A 24526-nucleotide genomic window follows, 5' to 3' on the forward strand; every position below is an offset into this window, starting at 1 on the left:
AGGAACAGACCGATGAAATTCGTCCTGCCCGCCATCGCCTCGTCCGCAGCCTTGATCGCGCCTAGCTTCGCCGAGGCCCGCCAGATCACCATCGAGACGACGCTCAAGAACTATGGCGGCAACAGCGCTTATGTCGTCCTCTATGTCACCGATGCCGCCGGCAAATACAGGGGCACCCTCTGGATGGCCGGCGGCAAGGCGAAATATTATCGGCATCTTTCCGACTGGCAGCGCGCCTCGGGCGGCGCGCCGGCCGAGATCGACGGCGTCACCGGCGCGAGCATCGGCTCGGGCAAGACGCTGAAGATGAGCTTCGACCTCGCCGACGCCATGATCGACGCGGGATACAAGCTCCACGTCGACACCGCGGTCGAGGACGGCAGGGACAATCCCTCCGAGGCCGTCCTGCCGCTCGACGCCCCAACTTCCGGCAAGCCGGTCCCGGGCAAGGGCTACGTGAAGTCCCTCTCGGTCTCCTTCTAAACCGATCGGAACATCCCGCCATGCTTCGCCGTTTTCACTCGCTAACGGGCGTCGCGCTTGCGCTCGGCCTCGCCGTGATAGCCCTCACCGGGGCGGCGCTCTCCGTCGAGCCGCCGCTCGACCGTCTGGCGACGCCCGCAATCGCGCGCGGCGTCAGCGTCGCCGCTCTGGCCGAGGCGGTCGCCGCCCGCCACCAAAGCATCGACTCGATCCGCAAACGGGCGGACGGATCGATCACCGTCGCCTTCACCGATGGCGACATTGCCGGCGTCGAGCGGGTCGATCCGGCCACCGGGATGGGGCTCGGCGACTACCGGGCGTCGAAATCTCCGCTTCATCACCAACCTGCACCGCTCGTTTCTGGCGGGCGACGTGGGCCGAGCGGCCGCTGGCATTAGCGCGCTCGCCATGCTCGCGCTGACGGCGTCGGGCATGGTCATGCTCGTCCGACGTCTTGGCGGACCGCGCGCGCTGTTTCGCCCGATCCGGGCGCGCCCGCGCAGCGCTGGCACGGCGCGCTGGGCCGTCTCGCCGCCGCCGGCCTGTTGCTGTCGTCTCTGACCGGACTTTGGATGTCGGCGAGCAGTTTTGGCTTCATCCCCGAGCGAAGCCGCGATCCCGGACGTCGTTGCGAGCGCCGGGCGCCAGCGCCCGTCGGGACTCTCGCGGCGCTCAAGGTCGCCGACGTCGCCGACTTGCGCGAACTGACCTTCCGGCGCCCGGGGACAGCACGGACGGCTACCGCCTGCGCAGTTCGGCGGGAGAAGCGCGGATCGATCCGGCGACAGGCGCTGCCCTCGCTTTTGCGCCTGCGACGACGCTCGACCGCATCCAGGATCTGGTGCGTATGCTCCACACGGGGCGGCGCCTGGGCCATCGGCCTGTGGCTCGGCCTCTCGGCGGCCGCGGTCCCGGTTTTTGCCACGACAGGTTTCCTGTCATGGCGCCGCCGCCGCGCCGCCAGGCCGCGCATAGCGAGGAATGTTTCCGCCCGCTCCGCCGATACGATCATCCTCGTAGGCAGCGAAGGCAATTCGACCTGGGGCTTCGCCGCGACGCTGCACGCGGCTCTGACCGCCGCTGGCCACCAAGTCCATACGGGGGCAATGAACGATCTGGCGCCGGCCCACGCACGCGCCGGGCGTCTCTTGATCCTTGCGGCCACTTGCGGCGACGCGCGCGCGGCGCCCGCCTCGGCGAAGAACTTCCTCGCGCGCCTCGCCGCCCTGAACGATCCCGTCCCGGTGGCCGTGCTCGGCTTCGGCGACCGCAATTTCGGGCGCTTCTGCGGCTTTGCCGATGACGTCTCAGCAGCGATCGCGGCGAAGGGCTGGCCGCAGATCCTGCCGATGAAGCGGATCGATCGCCGCTCGGCGCAGGAGTTCGCGCAATGGGGCCATGGCCTCGGCGCCGCGCTCGGTCATGATCTCGAGCTGGAGCATGTCTGCGAGCCGCCGAAGACTTTCGCGCTCGAACTCGTCGAGCGCGAGGATTATGGCGTCGCCGTCGGCGCGCCGGTTGCGATTCTGCGCTTTCGGCGGAACTGGCGCGAAGGCCGGCCGCCTGCCGTCGTTCGAGCCGGGCGATCTCGCCGGCGTCCTGCCGCCGGGCAGCCCGATGCCGCGGTTCTATTCGCTGGCGTCGTCGGCGCGCGACGGCGTGCTCGAAATCTGCGTGCGGCTGCGCGAGGGCGGGCTCTGCTCGACCTTCCTCCATGCTCTCGCGCCCGGCGACCTCATTCAGGCGTTCGTCCGCGAAAACCTCGCCTTCCGGCCAACCAGGGGCAACGCGCCGCTCATCCTGATCGGCGCGGGCGCAGGCATCGGCCCGCTTGCTGGCTTCGTGCGCGCCAATCAAGCCTGTCGCCCGGTCCATCTCTACTGGGGCGGCCGCAGCGCGGCGTCGGATTTTCTCTACGAGCGCGAACTCGCCCGGCACTTGGCTGAAAAGCGCCTGACCTCCCTCAGGACCGCCTTCTCGCGCGGCCCTGACGGCGGGGCCTACGTGCAGGACCGCATCGCCGCGGACGCGCCCCGCTTGCGCGAACTGATCCGGCAAGGCGCGCAGATTCTGGTGTGTGGGGGGCGCGAGATGGCGCAGGCCGTCACCCACGCGCTCGACCCGGTCGTCCAGCCGCTTGGCCTTGACCTCGCCGTTCTCAAATCCTCTGGGCGCTATGTCGAAGATGTCTATTGAAACGCTCTCCCGTCCTACGGCGCTTCGCCGTCGCGTGCTGAACGGCCCGACCATGGGATCGCGATGGTCCGCCGCCTTCTGGGCCGCCGACGACTTCGATGCGGCCGTACTCGGCCGCCGACTTCAGGGCGCCGTCGATCGCGTCGAACAGCAGATGTCGACATGGAGGCCGGATTCCGATCTTGAACGCCTCAACGCCGCCCCGATCGGCGCCTGGCTTGAGATCCCGCGTGAACTCGGAATCGTGCTCGCCGCCGCACTTGAGATCGGCCGTCTTTCGGGCGGGGCCTTCGACATTGGCGTCGGCGACCTTGTCCGCGCCTGGGGCTTTGGAGGCGGATCGCGCGCGCCAAACGCCGGGCAGATTGCAAGCCTCGCGGGGCGGGCGTCATTCGAAGCGCCGAAGACGCTGCAGCTTGACCTCGCAACCTGCCGCGCGCGGCGCCTCGCGCCGCTGCGGCTTGATCTCTCGGGCATCGCCAAGGGCTTTGGCGTCGACGAACTGGCGCGGGAGGCGCAACAGTCCGGCCTCGATTCCTGGTTGGTCGGCATAGATGGCGAGATGCGCGCCATGGGCCTCAAGCCCGATGGACGCCCCTGGGCGGTCGCCCACGAAAAGCCCGATCCCGGCGAACGCGCCATCCTCGGCGTGCTCGAACTCTCCGGCGCCGCAGTCGCCACATCGGGCGCCTACCGCCACTTGGTCGAGGTGGACGGACGATGCCTGTCGCATACGATGGACCCGAGCCGCGGCGCACCGCTTGAGAACGACCTCGCAGCCGTCACCGTCCTCGCCGAGACCTGCATGGCGGCCGACGCATGGGCCACGGCCCTTATGGTCGCAGGCGCAGATCACGGGCTGGAGCTAGCCACTCGCCTTGGCCTCGCAGCCCTGCTGGTGCGCGCCGACGGCCGTCTCATGTCGACCATCCGGTGAAGGACTCGAAGTATCATCAATAGGCAGAGAGCATGCGAAGTCGTGGGGTTTGTAAGGCTGCGACGGACGGGACATCATGATCATTTTCTGCTTGGAAGGCGGCATAGAGCAGCCTGAACGAGCCACCGAGCGTCTTATTGAGAACTGCGATGCGCATGTTGAGAATGGGCTGCACGGTCCATCGGTTCCGGAGCAACTGTAGCTTCTTGATCATGCGTTTCGACAGGATCTCATTGACCGCGCTTTCGACAAAGGCCGTCGAAATAGGCAATCCCTCATTTCGACGGCGCCCATAGTTCACCAGCGCGTGCCGGTTGGCATGAAGATGTTCAATCAGATCATTGACGTGGCGCCGGGCGGCGACCGCACTTCGGACGTCGCGGACGTGACCGCAATCGAGCCTGTTCGCTAATTTTGCCAAACGCCCGAGGCAGGCACTCGCGCCGCCGTGCCAGAGCTTCCACTTGGCACTCTCGAGATTGCGAACAGCGTAGGTACGAAGGTAGGCGCTGGTCGTACCTTGACCGATGCCTCGTGCCGACTGCAAGGCGTGTTCGAAGCGCATGGCGATGTGCCACCAGTCTAGGACGAGTGTCGCCTCGGGCACGACCTGTCGCTGCAATTTCCACAGCCCTGCGTCGCCGTCCGAGAGCACCGTCGCCGGGGTGCCGAGACGGACGCCAGCGCTGACGATCGCGGCGGCGAATTCGCTCGCGGAATTGCCTTTGCGGGCAAAAGCGAAGCGATGCTGCGATCCATCGAAGTTGAGCACCTTGCCGGCGATCACCTCAGAGTTGCGTTCGGGACGACGATGCCGGCAGCGCAGGTAGCCGGCGTCGAGCCCGATCACAACCGCCGGGGTCACTGCGTCGATGTCGGGATCTAGGGCTCCGGCCAGACGCAGCCGCGCGATGCGCTCGCCGGCCCGGCGGGTCCGATTGCGCACCGTGCCGGCGTTGACCGCGCCCCCGCCCCGGGTAGCATCTCGGTGGGGAAGTCGGCGACTTTTCCGAAGGGAGCCAGGGCAGCGAATTTGGCGGTCACATATGCGAGTTCAGGCGGGACGCAGCCTTCTAGCGCAAGCGCCGAAAAACTTTTCGGCGCTTGGGGAAGGACCTCGAGGCAGGGGCAAATCTGGAACCGCCGGACGCGCAACGGCACCTCGCCGAACAAGGATCGAAAGATTATCTGCCGATATCCTTTGGTGGACAGGTTGGATCCGCAGTGCTCGCAGCATCGGTAACGCTCGCCCATTATTGCCGCTTGCGAGCGGACGATTTCGGTCTGGATGGCCGCGGTAAGTCTTTTTCCTTCGCCCAGCGACAGGCCGAGTGCTTCAGGGAAAGCCCAGTCCGCCCTCTCGATCCGAGAGACTTCGACCTCGGAGGCCGCCCCATCGTCAGAATCGGCCACAAGCTTCACCCGCCACACCAGCTTCTACACTGCTCCACCCCCCGCTAAAGACAAGAAGCTTAGCCGCAAAACTTTACCGCCCCCCACTTACTTTGCATGCTCTCGGATGTCGCGAAGCTGTCCTGCTGCGCGGGATAATGATTGCTCTCACTCACCGCCCCGTTAGCTTTGCAATGTCGCCGCGACGATGTGGAACTTTCGCTGTGGCCGAGGTAGTGGTGCAAACTTCCTAGACTGAAAAACAGCAGCGCTTGGAAGTTTGCACCACTACCGTCAGTGGCAGGGCGGTAACCCAGGCAGGCCGCAACCTCGCTGCTGTTGAGGCGGGCGCGACTGTTGGGGTTGTTGCGGCGCGCGCGGCGGCTGATAGGCTGGCTGCGGCTGCCGCCATTGTTGGGGTTGCTGCGGCGCGTGCGGCGGCTGATAGGCCGGCTGCGGCTGCCGCCACTGTTGAAATTGCCGCGGAGGCTGCTGGGGCTGTTGCAGTTTAGGAACGATGGTGGAGGTAGGCCCGGTAACCACGGGTTTACCGTTCGGCCTTGATGGAGCGAATCCGTTCTGCGGGGGAACCTGGCCCACGGGCGGTTTTTTCAGCAATTGCTGCTCCGGCGACAGATGCGCTCCAGGTGGCGTGGCCCGGCCGTGCCTGGCATCCCCTGGCGCGACGTGTCCGCCGGGCAACGGGGGAAGTTGGTGGCCACTCGGCAAAGCATGAGCCGCAGATAGGTCGTTTTGTGACGAGGCTCCCGGGGTTGGTCGAGGACCGCCCGGCAATGCCGGTTGAGGCTTTTGTTGGGTTTGCGCCGCTGGCTGTCCGCCGGGCCTCGGCAACGGCTTGCCATTCGCACCTGGCAATGCGTCGCCGGGCGCCAAGCGAGTTGACGGCATGGGGCCCGGCTGGCCCAGAGGCGCCCCTGACATGGGCTGGCCCGAATTCATTCCCGGAGGTCCCGGATGACGATCGCCAATTGTCGCCGCTTTTTGCGCCACGGATGGCGGAAGGGCGACTTTCGCGGCGATGGCCGCCGCCGCTCCAGCTCCGACGCCAACCGCAGCCGGTAGACCTGGGGACAGGGGAACATTCACTCTGTCCGGATTAACGATGGTTGTGTTGTTATTGATGATGGTTGCGTTGTGGATATTATTGAAGATGACGTTTTCAGGGGGCGGCGCCACATAGGCGGGCGGATTGATCCAAACTGGAACCGGAACAAATATTGGGACCGGAAGCACGAAAAGTGCGAGCGGCGGCGGCGGCGGCAAGAAGATAAGATAAGGTGGCGGCGGCGCCAGGAAGACGATTGGCGGCGGCGGTGCAAAGTCGAACGCCGGATCGTCGAAGACAAGCACCGGACGATCGATATAGACAATCTCCGCAGGGGGTGGCGGTGGTACGTCGTAAATGATCGCCGAGAAGGAGTGAGGCGGCTCCTCGGGAGCTGCCAAAGTCGAAAGGCGCCGGCGCGCGCCGGGCGAGTGCGGGCCGCGCGGATACCGGTTGAGATACGACCAGTAGGCGTCTGGCGTATTGACGAGGCAGGTTCGCCGCCATGTCATGGCCTCGCGGCGGGCGGCCACTAAGGCGCGGATACGATTGGCCAGGGGACCCGTTGGATAGGCTGCGAGAAACTCCTCATAGCCTTGCAACGTATCGCGCTCGATCGCGGCGGCGTAGGCGTCCGGCGCCCCAAAATCGCGGAGCGGTCGCGCGCGCATTGCGTTGACCTGATCCGGCGCGAGAGCGGGGGGTGGCGCGTTCTGCGCGCGCTCAAAGAACACAAAGGGCGCCGCGATCCTGGATGCGTCCCAAGGCACCTGCGCCCCTTTGGTCGTTTCGTTGACGCGTAAACGCACCCCTTCGAAGACCTCCGATGGCGACAGACCGCCTTCCCGGATCATTTCGGCGAGCGCCCGCGCATAGGCGCCATAGGGTCCACCCTCAGCGGGGGCGGCCGTGCCTGGGGCGGCGTTAAATGCCACCAGCATGTTCGGTTCGGCATCGACAAGCGCCAGACCGCCGGCCAAAGGCTGTCCTGACTTGGCGAATGGGGAAACTCTCGCATCGTCGAGGACGACAAAACTCGCTTTTAGGGAAAGCCCGGCCAGCCGCTTCGTGTAATCGGAGACGCGCAGCGCTTCGACCGCCACGTCCGTGGCGGCCGCGATCTTCGCGTCCACCGGCACGAAATAATTCTCGCCGTCGAGCTGCGCGCCGTAACCGCCGAGGTACAGGAACGCGACGGTGTCAGGTCCCGAGGCCTGAGCCTTGTCGAGGAAGTCCCGGAACGCGGCGCGCAACGATTCGCCATCGAGGTCGCGCGCGCCGGCGACGTCGAAGCCGGCCGCCTGCAGCGTCTGGGCGATGAGGCCCGCGTCATTGGCGGGAGTGGCGAGCGGACCCGCCTGGTAGGAGGCGTTGCCGACCACAAATGCGATGCGTTTTTCGTCCGCCCGCAATGGTGAGGTGAGCGCAAATAAACTGAGCACAAAGCAAGCCAACAGCAGCTCCGAAACGGTTTTCATGGTGGTCCTGCCGCTGAAAGAATCAATGTTTACAGCGATGCTAAGGTAGGGGTGATGAACGAGACTTGAATGAAACGAAGCCACCCGAAAGCAAAGTTAAAGACGCCTGACAAGCCTGTCGCCGAGCAGGGTCGCCGCTGTCAGAATGCGCTTAAATAGGTTCTTCTCCATTCGGCGGCTTGGGGTCAAGCGCCGTCAGGCCCTCGAAACCTTAGATGTATTCGATTCCTCGCAGGTCTGCTTTTCTCTTCAGGATCAGCCCCTTGGCTAGGCGATCGCGTTATGACGCAGGAGCCGTGCGTCGCGCATCGGCAATTGCCGATGCCGGGCACTGTTGGAATTTCGATGCGGGCGCGATCCGTGTGCAACGGCAGGGCGACGCCGCGCTCAAGTTTGAAACTGAGCTCGAAGAAGCCGTGCGCATGCGTGGAGAACTTATAAATCCCGTTGGTCGGCCACCCCGCGATCCGTCGCGAATTCGCCGTTGCAGGGCGGACATCGATCTTAACAGCGTTGGCCCCGGTGGCGCTGTAGTCGCCGATCAATCGAACCACGGCGCCGAACGGGCTTGTCGCCAACTTGTAAAATAGTCGCGGGAAGACTCCTGGGGACTGATTTTCAGCCTTCACTAACCATTTCGAGTCCGAAGCAGCAGGAGAGCAGTTTGTTCTGTTTGCGGACGGTCCACTCGCCGGCGAAGTCGAAGCCCTTCTTCAGCCAGAGCATCGCCTCGAAACCGGCGATCGTCTTTCGCGCGGTTCGAAACGACTGGAAGCCGCCGACCTTCGGCATGTTCTCTTTCACACGGAAGTGGTCGCTTTCGATGCCTTGCTGAAAATGTTTCGAGACCCGATGCAGCGGATTGGGAGGGATCAAGCCCGCATCCACGGCATCCGAAATCGTCGCCGGATAGACGCTCGCTCCGTCCGTGCCGAACTTGTCGGGTGCCAGCAAAGGCTGATCCTCGAGCATCTTGCGGAAGAACTGCTTCGCGGCAGCTGCGTCGCGCTTCGCCGCGAGCAAAAAGTCGATCGGTACCCCACGCTTGTCGATCGCCCGGTAAAGATAGCGCCATTTCCCGCCAATCTTGACGTAGGTCTCGTCGACTCGAATCGAGCCGCAATGAGGCCGTCGAAACAGCCGCAGCCTTTTTTCGATCAGCGGCGCATAGGCGAGTACCCAGTGGTTGATTGTGCTGTGATCGACCTCGAAACCGCGCTCGAGGAACATGCTTTCGAGATCGCGATAGCTCAAGGGGTAGCGCAGATACCAGGTCACCGCCTGAATGATCAGCCAGGCCTCGAAATGGCGTCCTTTGAAGTCGCCCTTCGACTGGCGTTTGGGCTTCTCGACAATTGCAATCAGGATCACGGCCACGCTCCTCCACTCAGGAGCAAAATCAGCCCTCCGCCTGACAATTTCGTAAACGCGAAAAAAATTTGCGACAGGCCCGCGGCCGTTCGTCGAGCCGGGCGAGCGCGTCTTCCGCAGCCGCGAGCGGACCCGAAATTTTATCCCAAGGGTCAAATCAGGAATTGCTTGCTCCCCCATCAACTGCGTGTGCTTCTCGGGCTTCAGCCGCCGAACGTTGGCGCCGGATTAGCAGCCTGGACCTCCGCCATTTGCCTGTGCGAATTGGAAAGGACCTTCCATAGTCTTGAAAGGCCCGGCGGACCTCATCCGCCGCAATCTTCAAGCCACACCCTATCGCGTGGGCGCCTTTGACGCCAATGTTCCGGCAGCCAGATGTTCGAAGAAAGAGGATATCAATATTCGCAAGCTTTCCTCTTCAATCAAAGACATCGCCGCCGCCGGCTCAAACCATTGTGCATCGCGCTGCTCAGCTTCCGGCCAGGTCTTACTCAGCCGCTTCACCAGCAGGGGTAATACGCGCACCTCGCTGGGAATGACAATTCCATCCTCATCCAGGCGCTTATTAAAGGAGAATACTCCTATGGCCTTTGTCTTGATCGAGCCCCACACCCCGGCCTCCTCAAAAGCTTCGCGGGCGGCCGACTTCGCCGGCGTCAGTCCTTTGATGGGCCAGCCTTTGGGAATGATCCACCGCTTCGTCTGCCTTGTGGTGACGAGAAGAATCTCAGGAGCTCCTGATTTCGTCAGGCGGTAAGGCAAAGCGCCATATTGAAGGCGGACCGCTAAGCTGGGCTTCGGAGCAGATTTGCTTCTGGAAATCGGTCTTCCCCTGATTGGGGCGCCACACCTTGGTGCGCCGCGGCGAAAATTCTAGGCTTTCAGAGAAAGCTCCAGATGTCTGTCCGCTTCATCGTGGCGTCTTCCAAAGCCAGCGGGACCGGAACATCATAGGAAGCGAGCGAGCAAAGCTTTTCTCGGGGCAGATAAGCGCGCCCCGGGTCGCCAATGAGAACCGGGGTTCCACTCCTTGCGCGATCTTCCAGCCAAATTGTAATTCGCGCGGCCATATCAGGCTGATAGGAAACATCACCCGCCAAAATAAGATCCCATGGCTGCTCGGAGCCGACCAGGTCGCAGAGCCGCGTTTTGATGATCACCGCGTTTTCAATTGCATTCAGCGCAATCGCCGCCCCGGCGAAACAATCGAGATCATTGGCTTCAACTTCACTTGCCCCAGTCCGCGCCGCGGCGATCGCGACAAGCCCGGAGCCCGCCGCCAAATCGAGCACTCTTTTTCCCCTTACCAGTTCGGGATGATCGCAGATATAGCGTGCAAGTGCCTGGCCTCCGGCCCAGGCAAAAGCCCAGAAGGGTGGCGGGCCAAGCCCTCGCTCAATTTCATCCTCAGTCTTTCGCCATAGTTCCGTCCCCTCTTCAGCGAGATAGAGTTTTATACGCGGCGTCAGAGGGACCTGCGAGAGCCTGGTGTTGGCGCGGATGAAAGCGCTGCAATCTTTGTTCAAGCCACGCCCAACCTAAATTAAATACACCTGGTCGTTATTCGGCAGTCATTTGTTGGCCCTGTCAACGTTCACATCCAGGGTAGACCTGTTGGAAGAGCGGAAATCGCATTCTGCTGTCCGTCGCCACAACAATATCCGGGTCACTTTAAAGCGCGACGCGCCAACATTATGTTTAGTTCGCTGCGCCACCGCCTTCACGCTGCGCGCCGCGTCGCTCCAACTATCATTGCAGCGCCTCGCCGGTCTGAAAAACTCGATCGAAATTCCGCTTAAACGCGTCGACCGCTTTGACGCTCTCAATGACCACGAGGTCATTGTCCTGCCGCTTCAGGCCGGACGGTGAGAAATTGGCGGAGCCGGTGCGCAGGACGCGTCCGTCGATCTGGAACGCTTTGAGGTGCATCAGCGCCTCGCCCGGTTGCTTTTTCCTGATTACAACGCCAGGCGTCAGCTTCAAGTCATAGAAGGGTTGCTTGGGGTCACGAGAACCAAACTGCCCGCCATCCAGATAGACGCGAATGGCGACGCCACGGTCAGCGGCTCGCGTAAGCGCCTGGATGACGGCAAAATCGGTCAGCACATAGGCGGCAAAATCGATATTTTTCTTCGCCTGATCGATGAGGGCCACGTCTATATGCTCCAGGTTTTCGGCCGGCGCATAGTGGAGGGCGGGCGCCTCGGCGACAACCTGCGCGGCGCCATCATTATGCAGGCGCATGGCAGGGCCGGCCGTCGTCAAAGCGAGAAGGCTGGCCGCTGCTGCAATGACATAGACGATGCGGCGAGGAGTCATGTTAAAGGCGCGAATCGCCGCGGAATCGATGCGCGATCGGCTTTCCGCCATTTGGCGAGACTCGAAAGCCTTCGGCCCCGCGCGCGTCGTGAATGGAGGGCCAGAGCTGATTTCCCTCGGCAACGGCGTCGTCGAGGCTTTCAAACGCGCCGGAGACAACGTGCAAGACTTCAGGCTCCGTAAATCCGTCCATGTGACGGATGAACTCGATCCGATAGTGCGATCGCGTGGGCTGACGCCACGCGCTTGTGATTGTCGTTCCCATGGAATATCCCCTCTTTGCCCCCGCATTTTTCATGATCTCAAACGGCTGCCCGGACGATCAATTTGATCCCCTGATGCTGCGCATCCGGCTTTCCTGTTCGTTGTTTGTTCTACCACCGGTTGGTGGCGGGCGCAAGAGCAGCGCTCTCGGTTGCAATCGTCAGCTCCGATAGGCGCGACCGTGAATGATCCCCGCCGTGTGCTCCTGCGCCCAGGTCGCCCGCCGCGATGTCCCGAGCATTCCCCCGTTTGCGCCGAGCCGCTCCGCCTGTGGAACCCGGTCTGAGGCGCGCCGATGCAACTGCCTTCGAAACTTCGCCGCCGGACGTCAATTGTCTTGCCTCCAACGCCTGCGCAGCCAAACCGCCGGGTTTTGGCGCATTTGAGGTCTTTGCGCTGCCGGACCCGTCAATCGCTTCAGGATCTTGTCGTGAACATCAGTTTTCGGCAATCGATTCAACATGCCCATCCGGCCGCAATTTCGCTGGTTCTATCCGATCGATTGGCGGGAGCTTTCGATCGTAATCCGCTTCGAGCGGGCGAAAGGCCGCTGCGAACATTGCGCGCGGCCGCATGGCCGGATTGTCCTCTGCCTCGGCGACGGACGTTGGTGGGACGCAGAGCGCTCGTCGTGGCGCGACGGCCAGGGCCGGCTTTTGCGGCATGGGCTCGAGTTAATCTCGTTGGCTGAGGTCCGCTCCACACGCGTATATTTGGCGACGGCGCATCTCGACCATGATCCAGCAAACAACGGTCCGCGCAATCTGAAGGCGCTTTGCCAGCGCTGCCACCTGCTGCATGATCGGGATGAGCATCGCCGCCAGCGCTGGCTAACGCTGCGCATGCGGAAGGCGCTCGGCGATCTGTTCCTCGGGCCTTACAAATTCGGGTAGTCGTCTCAGCGCGCTTGTTTACGCCTCGAGACCGCGGCGCCCAATATGCTCAAAGCGCGCATGAGCAAAGAGCAGGGTCGCGTTGCGCGGGTCACGCCTCTTTTTGTCAGGTTGTTCTCATGATCGAACTGAGGCGTCGCCGCTTGCAGCCAACGACCAAACCCGCGCCATTTTCCGGGAGCCGCAATCCGGGCGAGCGCCGCCATCGATTATAGCCGTCGCTGCGTTAGAGCATTATCTGCAAAATAGTCCGTCAGCTCCTTCGCGCCGGCCTCATCCACTCTTCGAGTTTCGTCCAACGTCGCCGCCCTGCCCCGCTCTTCACCGCGATCGCCATAGCCCGGCGCTGGCCGACGATAACCACCAGGCGTTTGCCACGCGTGACGGCGGTATAGACGAGGTTTCGCGCCAGCATCGTGTAATGCTGCGTCGCAAGAGTCATGACGACGGCCGGATATTCGGATCCTTGCGATTTGTGGATCGTCATCGCATAGGCGGGAAGCAGCGCATCAAGCTCGCCGAAGGGATATTCCACCTCGCGGCCGTCGAAGCCGGCGATCAGAAGGCCTTCAGCCTCATCGATGCGCAGGACCGTCCCAAGGTCGCCGTTGAAGACGTCGCGGTCGTAATCGTTCTCGGTCTGCATAATCTTGTCGCCCGGCGCGAAGACCGCGCCGAATTTTTCGATGCGGGCGCACGGGTTGGGGTTGAGCGCCTTCTGAAGGTCGGCGTTGAGCGAACGCGCGCCGAGAGCGCCGCGCTGCATGGGACACAGAACCTGGATGTCGTGGATCGGGTCGAGGCCGAACCGCCGTGGAATGCGCTCGCGGACAAGCTCGACGACCTTGGCCGCGCCATCCTCGGGATCTTTCGCCTCGACGAACCAGAAGTCCGACTCTTCGCCGCGTTTCGGCCATTCCGGCGTTTCGCCGCGATTGATCCGATGGGCGTTGACGATGATGCGGCTCTCGGCGGCCTGACGGAACACTTCGGTCAAGCGGGCGACGGGGATCGCGCCGGAAGCGATAATGTCGGAGAGGACCTGGCCCGGCCCGACCGATGGGAGCTGGTCGACGTCGCCAACAAGCAGCAGGGCCGCTCTGGATGGGACCGCCTTCATGACGGCGAACATCAGCGAAATATCCACCATGCTCGTCTCGTCAATCACGAGCAGGTCGCAGTCGAGCGGATTCTCGGCGTTGCGCTTGAACCCGCCGTGCATGGGATCGATCTCGAGCAGCCGATGGATGGTCTTCGCCTCGAGGCCGGTCTGCTCCGTCATCCGTTTGGCTGCGCGCCCGGTCGGTGCGCCGAGGAGGATTTTCACGCCCTTGGCGGCGAGAATGTGCAGGATGGCGTCGAGCAGCGTCGTCTTGCCGACGCCGGGCCCGCCGGTGACCACCGCCGCTTTCGCCTGAAGCGCCATTCCGATCGCGGTGCGCTGCGAGGCGGCGAGCACCTTGCCTGTCCTCTTCTCGACCCAGGGGATCGCCTTTTCGGCGTCGATCGCCGGCCATGGCGGTGAGCCTTGGGCGAGAGATAGAAGCCGGTCGGCGACGCCCCGTTCGGCGAGATAGAGGCCGCGCAGGAAAATGCAGGGCTCTCCGCCGATCGCGTCGGCGACGACCTCGTCATGGGCGAGCTCATGCTCCAACGCCGATTTAAGGATGTTCTTGTCGACTTCGAGGAGCTTGATCGCGAGCTCAATGAGCGTCTCGATGGGAAGCCCGCAATGGCCTTCGTCGGTCGCCTCCTGCAGGGCGAAGGAGATCCCGGCCCGAACCCGCTGCGGCGCCACGCGGGTCATGCCCATCTTCATGGCGATCGCGTCGGCGGTCCGAAAGCCGATCCCTTTAATGTCGCGGGCGAGCCGATATGGATCCTCGGTCATCACCTGAATGGCGTCATGGCCATAGGTCTTGAAGATGCGCACCGCCCGCGACGTGCCGACGCCATGGGAATGCAGGAAGACCATGATGTCGCGGACGGCTTTCTGCTCGGCCCAGCCCGCGGCGATCTTCCCGGCGCGGAATTCGCCGATGCCGGACACTTCCCTCAGCTTCTCTGGGTTGGCTTCGATAATTTCGAAGGTCGCTTCGCCGAAGGCCCCGACGATCCTTTGGGCGAGCTTCGGCCCGATGCCGTGGACCATGCCGGAGCCGAGATATTTCTCGATGCCTTCGGCTGTCGTTGGCGGTGTCGTCTTGAGCAGATCCGCCTTGAACTGCAGGCCATGCGTGCGATCGGTGAGCCAGACGCCGACAGCGTGGATGAATTCGCCGGCGGAAATCGACGCCGCATGGCCGACGACCGAGACGAGATCGCGCCGCCCGCGCGCCTTCACCTTGAGGACCGCGAAGCCATTCTCCTCATTGTGAAAGGTCACCCGCTCGACCGAGCCGACGAGCGTTTCACGGGAAGAAGCGGCGGGGACGGCTGACTTCAAGGCTCCCTGCCTTAGCTGGAAGTGGAAGTAAATGACATCAAACGACTCTTCCGATCCGCTTGCAATAACGCCCAAGCCATCAGTGGCGGCCGATGCGCTTTCGTTTGGTCATGGTCAGCGAGTTGTTCAGTGCTCGGGATGGAACGATGTCTTACGACAATCCGAGAAATTCTTATGATTGTTTGCGCGGAATCGTGGGCTACCAAATAGGCCTGCCGCGCGATGCGGCGACGGCGAATGCTCGTTGGGAGGCGGAAGCGGGGACGCCGGCGCCATCTCGCCGGTTGAGTCGTTTGGGCGGCGCGGGTTGGATCTCGCATGCGTAAAATTCTTGTAGAGCGGCGTCGGCCTGGCCAGCCAAGATCGGCTGGCGGATCCTAAAATGGCCGGAGAGTCCCATGACGGGCGCCGACGTCTCGGCCTCCGTCACAGCCCGTCCGACGGTCGCCGGACGAACCCATAGCTGGCGTAACGTCAAGCAACTGCGCAATTGCACAGCTAGGAATTCACACCTCAAGCGGTGTTGTTGCAATTCAACTGTTGACTTTTCGGCCACTATATATTCGAAGATTCACTAGTGCGACTCACCGCGCGCCTTGGAAAAGGATTCCTACAAAGGGCGCGAACTGAATAATGGATTCAGAGTAGGCGCTCCCCCATCTCATAGTTTGCGGGAGTGGCCTTTTCGGCTTGTTTCGACAGCAAGCTTCCCCATCCCCCGATCAACAGGAGCAAATTTATCATGGACACTGTACTCGAACGCATCCACGCGAAGATCGCCGAATTGGAGGCGAAGATCGGCGACCTACGCATCGCCGAGCGGGAGCTCCAGGCTATCGAAAAGACCTCGGCGCGACAGACAAAAACGGCGTCGGAGCCAAAGGCGAAACAGAAGCCGGGGCCAAAGGCAGGTCGTCAACCGAAGCTCAGAGGTAAGCTGGAGGCGAGTGAACCGGGCGAGGCGCGCCAGACCATCGGCGCCGCGATCTCCGCGGTCCTCGCCGAGCATGGCCCCCTTTCGGCCGCCGAGATCGCCGAGCAGGTCAAGGCCACAGGCCGGGACATCAACAATCGGACGGTGTCCTTTGCGCTTCAAGCGTTGAAAAAGCGGGGCCTCGCCAAAAATGTAGACGGCAAGTGGGCGGCGCCAAAAGCGCGCGGTCGTAAAGCAGCATCAGTGTCTACCGTCAATGCCGATGAGACAAAGGCAGCGGCTTAAGGGCTGTGAGCAGAGCCGCCGGCCCTACCGGAAATCCCGCGCCTTCACCTTGATCGCATCGAGGCGGAGAGGCGGGGCGCCGTGGGTTTTAGGTCCGTTGGACGGCGGATCAAGGCCGGGACTGGCGTGATGGAGCTCGTCTCCGCGCCCATCCGGCGGCGGAACGGCCAAGTCGCGATCGCCGACGCTCGCGAGGAGCCGCGAGAGGTCGGCAACTCGCCGGGCGACGAGATGCACGACATCCCCTTCCCGCTGAATGCGGCCGTCGACGGCGAGCATGCCGGCGGAGAGGATGATGCGGCGCTGCTTTTCGAAGAGCTTTGGCCAGATGACGAGATTGGCGACGCCGGTCTCGTCCTCGATGGTGATGAACATGACGCCCTTGGCGGAGCCTGGCATTTGCCGAACGAGGACAAGTCCGGCGGCGCGAACCCAGCGTCCGTCGCGCGCTTGCATCGCTTCGGCGCAGGTTGCAATGCCTTTGCAACTGAGGTCCCCGCGGAGGAATGAGACAGGGTGGGCGCGGAGCGTCAGCCCGACATGGCCGTAGTCCTCGACGACTTCGCCGCCGACGGTCATCTGGCGGAGCGCGACTGGCGGCTCGTTGATTTCCGGCACGGTCTCGGCCTCGCGGGCCGAGGCGGCGGCGAAGAGAGGAAGGGGTTCATCGCGCAGCGCCTTGATCGCCCAGAGCGCCTCGCGCCGGGCGAGTTTCATCGACGGCAGGAAGGCGTCGGCCTCGGCGATCTGCACGAGGGAGGCGGCCGGAACGCCGGCGCGACGCCAAAGATCATCGATCGACGCGAAGGGGCGGTCGGCGCGGACGCCGATGATGGCGGCGGCGTTCACATTGGAGAGACCCCGCACCATACGCAGGCCGAGCCGCACGGCGAACAGGTCCTCGCCGCCGGCCGGCTCGAGCGCGCAGTCCCAGCGCGAGGCGTTGACGCAGATGGGGCGAACCTCAACGTCATGGTCGCGGGCGTCGCGCACGATTTGCGCGGGCGCGTAAAAACCCATCGGCTGGGCGTTGAGCAGCGCTGCGCAGAACACATCCGGATGATGGCGTTTGAGCCAGGACGAAGCATAGGCGAGCAGCGCGAAGGAGGCCGCGTGGCTTTCGGGAAAGCCGTAACTGCCGAAGCCCTCCAGCTGGTTGAAGGTCTTTTCCGCAAATTCGCGTTCGTAGCCCTTGGCGACCATGCCGGAAATAAGCTTGTCGCGGAACTTTGAGACGCCGCCTGTATGCTTGAATGTCGCCATGGACCGCCGGAGCTGGTCGGCCTCGGCGGCGGTGAATCCGGCGCATTCGATCGCAACCCTCATCGCCTGCTCCTGGAACAAGGGAACGCCGAGCGTTTTGCCGAGCACTTTCTCCAGCTCGGGCTTGGGATAGACGACGTCTTCCTTGCCCTCGCGGCGGCGGAGATAGGGATGGACCATATCGCCCTGGATGGGGCCGGGCCGGACGATCGCCACCTCGATGACCAGATCATAGAAGGTGCGCGGCTTGATCCGCGGCAACATGGCCATCTGCGCGCGGCTCTCGATCTGGAAGACCCCGATTGTGTCGGCCTTGCGGATCATCGCATAGGTGCTCGGATCCTCGGCCGGGATGGCAGCGAGGTCGAGCGCGACGCCTTTATGCTGGGCCAGGAGGTCGAGGCCGCGCTTCATGCAGGACAGCATGCCGAGCGCCAGGCAATCGACCTTCATGAATTTCAACGCGTCAATGTCGTCCTTGTCCCATTCGATGACCTGCCGATCTTTCATCGCTGCCGGCTCGATCGGAACGAGCTCGTCGAGCCGGTCGCGGGTGAGGACGAAGCCGCCGGGATGTTGCGACAGATGGCGCGGGGCGCCGATCAGCTCGCGGGCGAGGTCCAAAGCAAGGCGAAGGCCGCGGTCTCCCAGATTGAGGTTCAACTCCTCGGCGTGCTTGGGTTGAAGGCCCTCCTTCGACCAGCCCCAGACCTGGGAGGAAAGCATTTTGATGAGGTCTTCCGGCAGGCCGAGCGCCTTGCCGACGTCGCGCAACGCGCCTTTGGCGCGATAGCGGATGACGGCCGAGCAGAGCGCGGCGTGATCGCGGCCGTAAGTCTCGAACACCCACTGCATGACGATCTCGCGCCGCTCGTGCTCGAAATCCACGTCGATGTCGGGCGGCTCGCGGCGCTCTTCCGAGACGAAGCGCTCGAACAGAAGGTCGTTGCGCTCAGGATCGATCGAGGTGACGCCGAGCACGTAGCAGACGGCGCTGTTGGCGGCCGAGCCGCGGCCCTGGCAAAGAATGTCCTGGCTGCGGGCGAAGCGGACGATCGCATTCACCGTCAGGAAATACGGCGCATATTGCAGCATCTCGATCAGGCGCAGTTCATGCTCGAGAAGGGCGACGACCTTGTGGGGAACGCCCTCGGGGTAGCGCTCGGCCGCGCCGTCCCAAACCCGCTTCTCCAGCGCCTGCTGTGGCGTCAGGCCGGGGATCAAAGCTTCTTGCGGATATTGATAGGCGAGTTCCTCAAGCGAGAAGCGGCAGCGGTCAGCGATTTGCAGCGTGCGCGCCAGCGCTTCGGGATAGCGGCTGAACAGCCGGGCCATTTCCTCGGGCGGCTTTAGATATCGATCGGCATGCCGCTCGCGCCGGAACCCGGCGTCGTCGATGGCGCAATTGTGCCGGATGCAGGTGACCACGTCCTGCAGCATGCGCCGCGCCGGAACATGGAAGAGCACGTCGTTGGTGACGACGCTCGCGACCCCTGCCCGCGCCGCCAGATTCGACAGGTGATGCAGCCGCAGGGCGTCATTCGGGCGGCGGCGCAGCGTCAGCGCCATATAGGCGCGGTCTCCGAATGCTTGAGCGAGCCGGAGCAGGCGCTGCGCGCAGGCGTCATCGGCTTCGTCAGGAACGAGGACCGCGATCAGGCCGTCGCCATAGGTGACGAGATCGGACCAGTCGAGCCGGCATTGGGCCTTGCCCCCGCGCCTCTTGCCGAGAGAAAGCAGCCGGCAAAGCCTCGCATAGGCGGGCCGATCGGTCGGATAGACGAGGACGGATACGCCGTCGGCTAGATCGAGGCGACAGCCGACGATCAGGCGAAGTCCGGTCGCCTTCGCCGCCTCATGGGCGCGAACGATTCCGGCCAGGCTGTTTCGGTCGACGATCGCCAGCGCCTCGATGCCGAGCTTTGCGGCTTGCTCGAACAGTTCGTCGCAGGAGCTCGCCCCGCGCAGGAAGCTGAAATGCGACGTGCATTGCAGTTCGACATAACGCGGCGCGTTCATCCGAACACCCCGTGCAGAAACCAACGTTGCGAACCGGTTGCGGCGTCCTCGCCGTCTCCCGCGCGGTAGATCCAGAACCGTTCGCCGGCCTCGTCCTCGACCTGAAAATAATCGCGCACCGCGGCCAGTTCGGCGTCGCGTTTCCACCATTCGCCGAAGACGCGCTCGGGACCATCGGCGCGTTTCACGCGACGGCGAACGCCGCGCCAGGTAAAGCTGACCGGCGGATGATCGGGAAGCAGCGCCATAGCGTCGATGGGTTCCGGGGCCGGCAACAGGCGTGAAGGCCTCGGCCAATGGTCCGGCCACGCTTCACCCGTATCGGGCGCTAAGGGCGCGATCCGCGCAACGGAGCGTTCCGGCACGTCGCTGTCAATCGGGGCGAAACGATAGATGCGGTCCTCGCCGACCCGGTTGGCAAGCGTATCGATCAAAGCCGAGACGTCGGCCACCGGCTCCTCAGTCAGTGACGAGATCGTCTGTTTGGCCTCCAGGGGCTCGGCGACGGAAGCCGCAAGCCGCATGATCTCGACGCCGAAGCCGGGATCGACGGTCTCGATCTTGTCGCAGAGCATGCGGGTAAGACGCTTCACGTCGCGAACGGGCAGCGCCGTTCCAATGCGAATAGCCTCGATGCGGTTGTCGACGCGATGAAAGACAAGGTCCAGGCGTCGGGCCCCGAGGCCCCTCGCCTCGAGCGCGTAGCAGAGCTGGACGACAAGCTTGCCCGTGTAGCGGCGAAGCGTTTCCGCCGCTCCGATCGGTTCGGCGAATGCGCGGCGAACCTCGACAAGATCCGGCGGCCGCACGGGATCGATCGGCTCGCAAAGCCGCCCCAAGGCCTGATCGAGCCGGCGGCCGAGTTCGGGACCAAAGCGCAGGGCGAGCGGCGCTCGGGGCGTCGCCGCCAATTCGCCGATGCTCTCGAAGCCGAGGACGCGAAGTCCGTCCGCTATATCCTTCGGCAGGCGCAAGGCGCGGATAGGCAGACCGAGGATCGCTTTCGCGCTTTCGCCTGGCGGAATGACGATGGCGGGGCCCGCGGCGAAACGCGCAAGCGCATGAGCGGCTCCCCACCTGTCGGCGAGGGCGGCGCGCGCGGCGATGCCGGCGGCGGCGAAACGCGCGACCATCCCATTCACCATGGCGTCTTCTCCGCCATGAAGATGAGCCGCGCCGGAGACGTTGAGGACAATCCCATCCGGCGGGTCAGCCGCGGCGATCGGCGCATAGCGCTGCAGCGCCCAGACGGCGAGGCGCTCGAGCGCTTTGGCGTCGCCCGCCGGATCGGCGTCCATGATGATGAGACCTGGCGTCAGCGTCTGCGCCTTTGTTACGGGCATGCCTACATGTAGGCCTGCAGCCTGAGCGGCTGCATCGGCAGCCAGCACTACGCGCCGTCTTCCGTCCCTGCCGATGAGCACGAGCGGCGCCTCAGCTGGCGGCGCGGCGGCGCCCAGCTTTCTTCTGATCCGGTCCGTGGGCCAGGTCGGAAGGAAGACGGAGACGACCCTTGGCATCGCAGGCCTCCACTTCGAAATCGGCGCTCTCGCCGGCGCGGCACCGGATCAATTCGAGCCGCCACCTTGCGCGTCCGACGCCTGGGACCGGCAAAGGGGCAGAGGGAAGCGCCGTCACGCGCCAGCGGGTGACCGGAGGCGGTTGGCTGCCCGAAATCGGCGGCTTCGGCTTGCCTCCGCCAGCGACGGATGGCGACGCCGATGGCGCCGGAGCTTTCGGCCGCGAGTTGCAGCCGGCGCGAGGCGGTCATCGACAGACGGGCGACTTCGGCGACGACCCCGCCAAGCCCGCCATGGCGCAGACCTTCCTCGAAGCAGGCGAGAACCGACTTCTCGTCACCGGCCTCGACAGGGGTGACCACCCGCCAGCGCATCCTCGACCCAGAACGCTCCTGGATCACGCGGTGGGCGGACTGGCTGGAGAACACCCGGGCGCTCTACTCGATGCCGGCGCAGTCCGCGCTGGGCCAGGTGGGCTGTCTGCCGGGCCGCACGATCGCGTTCCGCCGCCTCATGCAGCGCGCCGAACGCCAGCCCTCCGCCCGGCAGCCGCCCGTCGATCTCCTTGATCCCGAAAGGCAGCACTGTGCGGCCGTGCGCGCGTCCGCCCTCGAGGCGCTGAATGCGCTCCCGAAGCTCGGCGACGACAGGACTGGCGGCGGCTTCCTTCATAGGCAAAAAGGCCCTCTCAGAGGTCTTCCCAGCGGTTTCTTTGAATGTTATGTTCCCTAAATGTTCTAATCTGGCTCCGTGAGTCAATCCGTCGCATCAATCTTCATTGACGCAGCCGCGGAGCTTGAAGTGCGGTATGTAACAGGGGTCGGCGAATCACTGAGGAATAACAGCAAGATATCGGGGCATTCGTGAGCGCGGCGCATCTGGAGACATTGAACAGCGAACAGCGCCGCGCCGTTGAGCATGGGGTTGGACTTGCCGCTGGGGCGATCGGCGGTCCGCTGCTGATCATCGCGGGGGCGGGTTCGGGCAAGACCAACACCCTGGCGCATCGCGTCGCCCATCTGATTGTCAGCGGCGCCGATCCTCGCCGCATCCTGCTCATGACCTTTTCGCGAAGGGCGGCGGCGGAAATGAGCCGACGCGTCGAGCGCATCTGCGCCAAGGTGCTCGGGAGCAAGGCCGGCGTTATGACCGATGCGCTCGCATGGGCGGGGACGTTTCATGGGATCGGCGCAAGGCTGCTGCGCGATTATGCCGAACAAATCGGCCTCGATCCGGCTTTCACGATCCACGACCGGGAAGATAGCGCCGACCTCATGAACTTCGTCCGGCACGAGCTCGGCTTCTCAAAGATGGAAAGCCGGTTTCCGACCAAGGGGACTTGCCTGGCGATCTACTCCCGCGCCGTCAACGCGGAACTGCCGCTGGACGACGTGCTGCGCGGCTCCTACCCGTGGTGTTCCGGTTGGAGCGCGCAATTGCGCGAGCTGTTCTCGGCTTATGTCGAGGCCAAGCAGGCGCAGAATATTCTCGATTACGATGACCTCCTGCTTTATTGGGCGCAGACGGTCAGCGATCCGCTGCTCGCCGAAGATATCGGCGGCCGGTTTGACCATGTTCTGGTCGATGAATATCAGGACACCAACCGTCTCCAGGCCTCTATCCTCAAGGCGCTGAAGCCCGGCGGCCAGGGGCTCACGGTCGTCGGCGACGACGCGCAGTCGATCTATTCTTTCCGCGCCGCGTCCGTGCGCAACATTCTCGATTTTCCCGCCGCGTTCAGCCCACCGGCCGACATCATCACGCTGGATCGGAATTATCGTTCGACACAGCCGATCCTTGCGGCCGCCAATGGCGTCATCGATCTCGCCTCCGAGCGCTTCACCAAGAACCTTTGGACCGAGCGCCAGTCGACGGATCGCCCACGGCTCGTCAACGTCCGCGACGAAGCCGATCAGGCGCGCTATGTCGTTGAGAGAGTTCTGGAAAACCGTGAGGGCGGCGCAGCGCTGAAGCAGCAGGCCGTCTTGTTCCGCGCATCCCATCACAGCGGCCCGCTCGAAGTTGAACTGACCCGGCGCAACATTCCCTTCGTCAAATTTGGCGGCCTCAAATTCCTCGACAGCGCCCATGTCAAGGACATACTGGCGCTGCTGCGCTTTGCGCAGAACCCGCGCGACCGGGTCGCCGGATTTCGTGTCATGCAGCTCCTGCCAGGCGTCGGGCCGACCACGGCGCAGCGGGCGCTCGACCTGATGGCGGATGGGCCGGATCCGCTTTCCGTGCTGTCCGATGGTCCGCCGCCGCCGCGCGCCGGCGCAGCCTGGATGGAGTTCGTGGAAATCTTGTTGCGCCTTCGCGCGGGCGAGGCCGGATGGCCGGCGGAGATCGAGCAGGCGCGGCTCTGGTATGAGCCGCATCTCACCCGAATCCACGAAGACGCTTCCACCCGGCAGGCCGACCTCCTGCAGCTAGAACAGATCGCATCCAGCTATCCGTCCCGGGAGCGCTTCTTGACCGAACTGACGCTCGACCCGCCGGACGCCACAAGCGATCAAGCTGGCGCGCCACATTTGGACGAAGACTATCTGATTCTGTCCACCATCCATTCGGCGAAAGGGCAGGAATGGAAATCGGTGTTTCTGCTCAACACCGTCGACGGCTGCATTCCGTCCGATCTCGGCGCGGGAACGACCGCCGAAATCGAGGAGGAGCGGCGTCTTCTCTACGTCGCCATGACGCGGGCGAAAGACGATCTGCATCTCGTCCTTCCGCAGCGCTTCTTCACGCATGGCCAAAACGCGCAGGGCGACCGTCATGTTTATGCCTCGCGCACGCGCTTCATTCCAGCGACGCTTCTGCAGCTCTTCGAGATCTGCGCATGGCCCGCGGCGCCGGCTGCGGCCCAGAAGGGTCTCGATCCGAGGCAGGTGCGCGTCGACGTCGGCGCGCGCATGCGCGGCATGTGGCGGTAGGAGGATCGCCAATGTGCAATCTTTATTCATTGACCAAAGGGCAGCAGGCAATCCGCGAGTTTGCTCGCGCCATGAGCGACCGCACGGGCAACCTGCCACCCTTTCCTGGCATCTTTCCCGACTACGCGGCCCCGATCGTGCGCAACCAGCCTCACGGGCGCGAACTCGCGATGGCGCGCTGGGGCATGCCCTCACCTGTCTTCGCGCTAAAGGGGAAGAAGTCCGATCCAGGCGTCACCAATGTCCGCAATGTGAAGTCGCCGCACTGGCGCAGATGGCTCGGGGTCGAACATCGCGCGGTCGTGCCTTTCACGAGCTTTTCCGAGAACGAGGCGCTGCCTGACGGCACACATCCGCCCGTCTGGTTTGCATTCGACGAGACCCGGCCTCTCGCGTTTTTCGCCGGAATTTGGACCAATTGGACATCGGTCAGGAAAGTGAAAGAAGGCGAGACGAACAATGACATCTTCGCATTTCTGACGACTGAGCCAAACGCGGTCGTCGCTCAGATCCATCCGAAAGCCATGCCCGTCATTCTCACGACGCAGGAAGAAATCGACCTGTGGATGACTGCGCCTGCTGCGGAGGCTCTGAAGCTGCAGCGGCCGCTTGCAGACGATGCTCTCATGATCGTCGCAAGGGGTGAAAAGAAGGATGAGGGAGGCCTTGCGGCCTGATCGTCATGCTCGTGCAGGATGCTGATCGAAATACGTCAACGATCTCGTTC

At 63.7% G+C, this 24526-nt stretch carries 17 protein-coding genes and 3 pseudogenes; 10 read left to right on the forward strand and 10 right to left on the reverse strand.

All coding sequences use genetic code 11. From position 1 onward, the window contains the following. Positions 1-12: 12 nt before the first annotated feature. From RZS28_RS19115 to RZS28_RS19125, 3 genes and pseudogenes are all read left to right on the forward strand, one after another. Positions 13-483, forward strand: coding sequence for a DUF2271 domain-containing protein (locus RZS28_RS19115; RefSeq protein WP_318655263.1), 471 nt, complete (start codon positions 13-15; stop codon positions 481-483). A 20-nt stretch (positions 484-503) separates the two neighbouring features. After that, positions 504-1044, forward strand: a pseudogene (locus RZS28_RS19120) (PepSY domain-containing protein). An 11-nt stretch (positions 1045-1055) separates the two neighbouring features. Next, positions 1056-1796 (forward strand): annotated as a pseudogene (locus RZS28_RS19125) (nitric oxide synthase); the annotation flags it as partial. Here RZS28_RS19125 and RZS28_RS19130 read toward each other — a convergent pair. Continuing rightward, on the reverse strand, positions 1791-1925 hold the full coding sequence (locus RZS28_RS19130; protein ID WP_318655264.1) for a hypothetical protein: 135 nt from the start codon (positions 1923-1925) through the stop codon (positions 1791-1793). The pseudogene RZS28_RS19125 and the gene RZS28_RS19130 overlap by 6 nt on opposite strands. A gap of 52 nt (positions 1926-1977) precedes the next feature. Between RZS28_RS19130 and RZS28_RS19135 the strand changes: the two genes are divergently transcribed. Further along, on the forward strand, positions 1978-2679 hold the full coding sequence (locus RZS28_RS19135) for a hypothetical protein (protein WP_407341229.1): 702 nt from the start codon (positions 1978-1980) through the stop codon (positions 2677-2679). Then, positions 2669-3616, forward strand: coding sequence for an FAD:protein FMN transferase (locus RZS28_RS19140; RefSeq protein ID WP_407341230.1), 948 nt, complete (start codon positions 2669-2671; stop codon positions 3614-3616). The genes RZS28_RS19135 and RZS28_RS19140 overlap by 11 nt, the downstream gene beginning before the upstream one ends. 16 nt (positions 3617-3632) lie before the next feature. On the opposite strand, the gene RZS28_RS19145 is transcribed toward RZS28_RS19140, so the two are convergent. From RZS28_RS19145 to RZS28_RS19170, 6 genes are all read right to left on the reverse strand, one after another. Continuing rightward, complete coding sequence (locus RZS28_RS19145) at positions 3633-4562, reverse strand: hypothetical protein (protein WP_318655267.1); 930 nt, start codon at positions 4560-4562, stop codon at positions 3633-3635. Between the two features lie 740 nt (positions 4563-5302). Continuing rightward, entirely contained in the window at positions 5303-7552 is a 2250-nt protein-coding gene (locus tag RZS28_RS19150; protein ID WP_407341231.1) for a caspase family protein, read from the reverse strand. Between the two features lie 618 nt (positions 7553-8170). After that, the gene (locus RZS28_RS19155; protein WP_318655270.1) at positions 8171-8923 is read right to left on the reverse strand and encodes an IS6 family transposase; all 753 of its coding nucleotides are present in this window, start codon (positions 8921-8923) and stop codon (positions 8171-8173) included. A 333-nt stretch (positions 8924-9256) separates the two neighbouring features. Continuing rightward, the gene (locus RZS28_RS19160; protein ID WP_318655271.1) at positions 9257-9685 is read right to left on the reverse strand and encodes an NUDIX hydrolase; all 429 of its coding nucleotides are present in this window, start codon (positions 9683-9685) and stop codon (positions 9257-9259) included. 119 nt (positions 9686-9804) lie between these two features. Beyond that, positions 9805-10449, reverse strand: a complete 645-nt coding sequence (locus RZS28_RS19165; protein ID WP_318655272.1) for a 50S ribosomal protein L11 methyltransferase — start codon at positions 10447-10449, stop codon at positions 9805-9807. A 223-nt stretch (positions 10450-10672) separates the two neighbouring features. Continuing rightward, complete coding sequence (locus RZS28_RS19170) at positions 10673-11242, reverse strand: phospholipase D-like domain-containing protein (protein ID WP_407341232.1); 570 nt, start codon at positions 11240-11242, stop codon at positions 10673-10675. A 725-nt stretch (positions 11243-11967) separates the two neighbouring features. On the opposite strand from RZS28_RS19170, the gene RZS28_RS19175 reads away from it, so the two are divergent. Then, entirely contained in the window at positions 11968-12399 is a 432-nt protein-coding gene (locus RZS28_RS19175; RefSeq protein WP_318655274.1) for a hypothetical protein, read from the forward strand. 253 nt (positions 12400-12652) lie between these two features. Here the strand turns inward: RZS28_RS19175 and RZS28_RS19180 are convergent, their stop codons facing one another. Continuing rightward, a complete protein-coding gene (locus RZS28_RS19180) occupies positions 12653-14845 on the reverse strand; it encodes an ATP-dependent RecD-like DNA helicase (RefSeq protein WP_318655275.1) in 2193 nt (730 codons plus the stop codon). Positions 14846-15587: 742 nt separating this feature from the next. Here RZS28_RS19180 and RZS28_RS19185 point away from each other — a divergent pair. After that, positions 15588-16064 carry a winged-helix domain-containing protein gene (locus RZS28_RS19185; RefSeq protein WP_407341233.1) on the forward strand — a complete coding sequence of 159 codons (477 nt, stop codon included), beginning with the start codon at positions 15588-15590 and terminating at the stop codon, positions 16062-16064. 24 nt (positions 16065-16088) lie between these two features. Here the strand turns inward: RZS28_RS19185 and RZS28_RS19190 are convergent, their stop codons facing one another. Together RZS28_RS19190 and RZS28_RS19195 are read right to left on the reverse strand one after the other, a co-directional pair. Continuing rightward, entirely contained in the window at positions 16089-19346 is a 3258-nt protein-coding gene (locus tag RZS28_RS19190; protein ID WP_318655277.1) for an error-prone DNA polymerase, read from the reverse strand. Continuing rightward, the gene (locus RZS28_RS19195; RefSeq protein ID WP_318655278.1) at positions 19343-20866 is read right to left on the reverse strand and encodes a DUF6504 family protein; all 1524 of its coding nucleotides are present in this window, start codon (positions 20864-20866) and stop codon (positions 19343-19345) included. The genes RZS28_RS19190 and RZS28_RS19195 overlap by 4 nt, the downstream gene beginning before the upstream one ends. 348 nt (positions 20867-21214) lie before the next feature. On the opposite strand from RZS28_RS19195, the pseudogene RZS28_RS19200 reads away from it, so the two are divergent. From RZS28_RS19200 to RZS28_RS19210, 3 genes and pseudogenes are all read left to right on the forward strand, one after another. Further along, positions 21215-21376: pseudogene (locus RZS28_RS19200) on the forward strand (N-acetylglucosaminyltransferase); the annotation flags it as partial. Positions 21377-21729: 353 nt separating this feature from the next. Further along, positions 21730-23799, forward strand: coding sequence for an ATP-dependent helicase (locus tag RZS28_RS19205; protein ID WP_318655018.1), 2070 nt, complete (start codon positions 21730-21732; stop codon positions 23797-23799). An 11-nt stretch (positions 23800-23810) separates the two neighbouring features. Continuing rightward, on the forward strand, positions 23811-24476 hold the full coding sequence (locus RZS28_RS19210) for an SOS response-associated peptidase family protein (RefSeq protein WP_318655019.1): 666 nt from the start codon (positions 23811-23813) through the stop codon (positions 24474-24476). Positions 24477-24526 lie beyond the last annotated feature (50 nt).

This window comes from Methylocapsa polymorpha (assembly GCF_045689225.1).
In the GTDB taxonomy this organism is placed as follows: domain Bacteria; phylum Pseudomonadota; class Alphaproteobacteria; order Rhizobiales; family Beijerinckiaceae; genus Methylocapsa; species Methylocapsa polymorpha.

Excerpts from the sequence above, each read along its gene's own strand:
- RZS28_RS19115 (WP_318655263.1), top strand. The coding sequence starts at position 13 with ATGAAATTCGTCCTGCCCGCCATCGCCTCGTCCGCAGCCTTGATCGCG.
- RZS28_RS19130 (WP_318655264.1), bottom strand. The coding sequence starts at position 1,925 with ATGCTCCAGCTCGAGATCATGACCGAGCGCGGCGCCGAGGCCATGGCC.
- RZS28_RS19135 (WP_407341229.1), top strand. The coding sequence starts at position 1,978 with ATGGCGTCGCCGTCGGCGCGCCGGTTGCGATTCTGCGCTTTCGGCGGA.
- RZS28_RS19140 (WP_407341230.1), top strand. The coding sequence starts at position 2,669 with ATGTCTATTGAAACGCTCTCCCGTCCTACGGCGCTTCGCCGTCGCGTG.
- RZS28_RS19150 (WP_407341231.1), bottom strand. The coding sequence starts at position 7,552 with ATGAAAACCGTTTCGGAGCTGCTGTTGGCTTGCTTTGTGCTCAGTTTA.
- RZS28_RS19170 (WP_407341232.1), bottom strand. The coding sequence starts at position 11,242 with ATGACTCCTCGCCGCATCGTCTATGTCATTGCAGCAGCGGCCAGCCTT.
- RZS28_RS19175 (WP_318655274.1), top strand. The coding sequence starts at position 11,968 with ATGCCCATCCGGCCGCAATTTCGCTGGTTCTATCCGATCGATTGGCGG.
- RZS28_RS19185 (WP_407341233.1), top strand. The coding sequence starts at position 15,588 with ATGGACACTGTACTCGAACGCATCCACGCGAAGATCGCCGAATTGGAG.
- RZS28_RS19190 (WP_318655277.1), bottom strand. The coding sequence starts at position 19,346 with ATGAACGCGCCGCGTTATGTCGAACTGCAATGCACGTCGCATTTCAGC.
- RZS28_RS19195 (WP_318655278.1), bottom strand. The coding sequence starts at position 20,866 with ATGCCAAGGGTCGTCTCCGTCTTCCTTCCGACCTGGCCCACGGACCGG.
- RZS28_RS19210 (WP_318655019.1), top strand. The coding sequence starts at position 23,811 with ATGTGCAATCTTTATTCATTGACCAAAGGGCAGCAGGCAATCCGCGAG.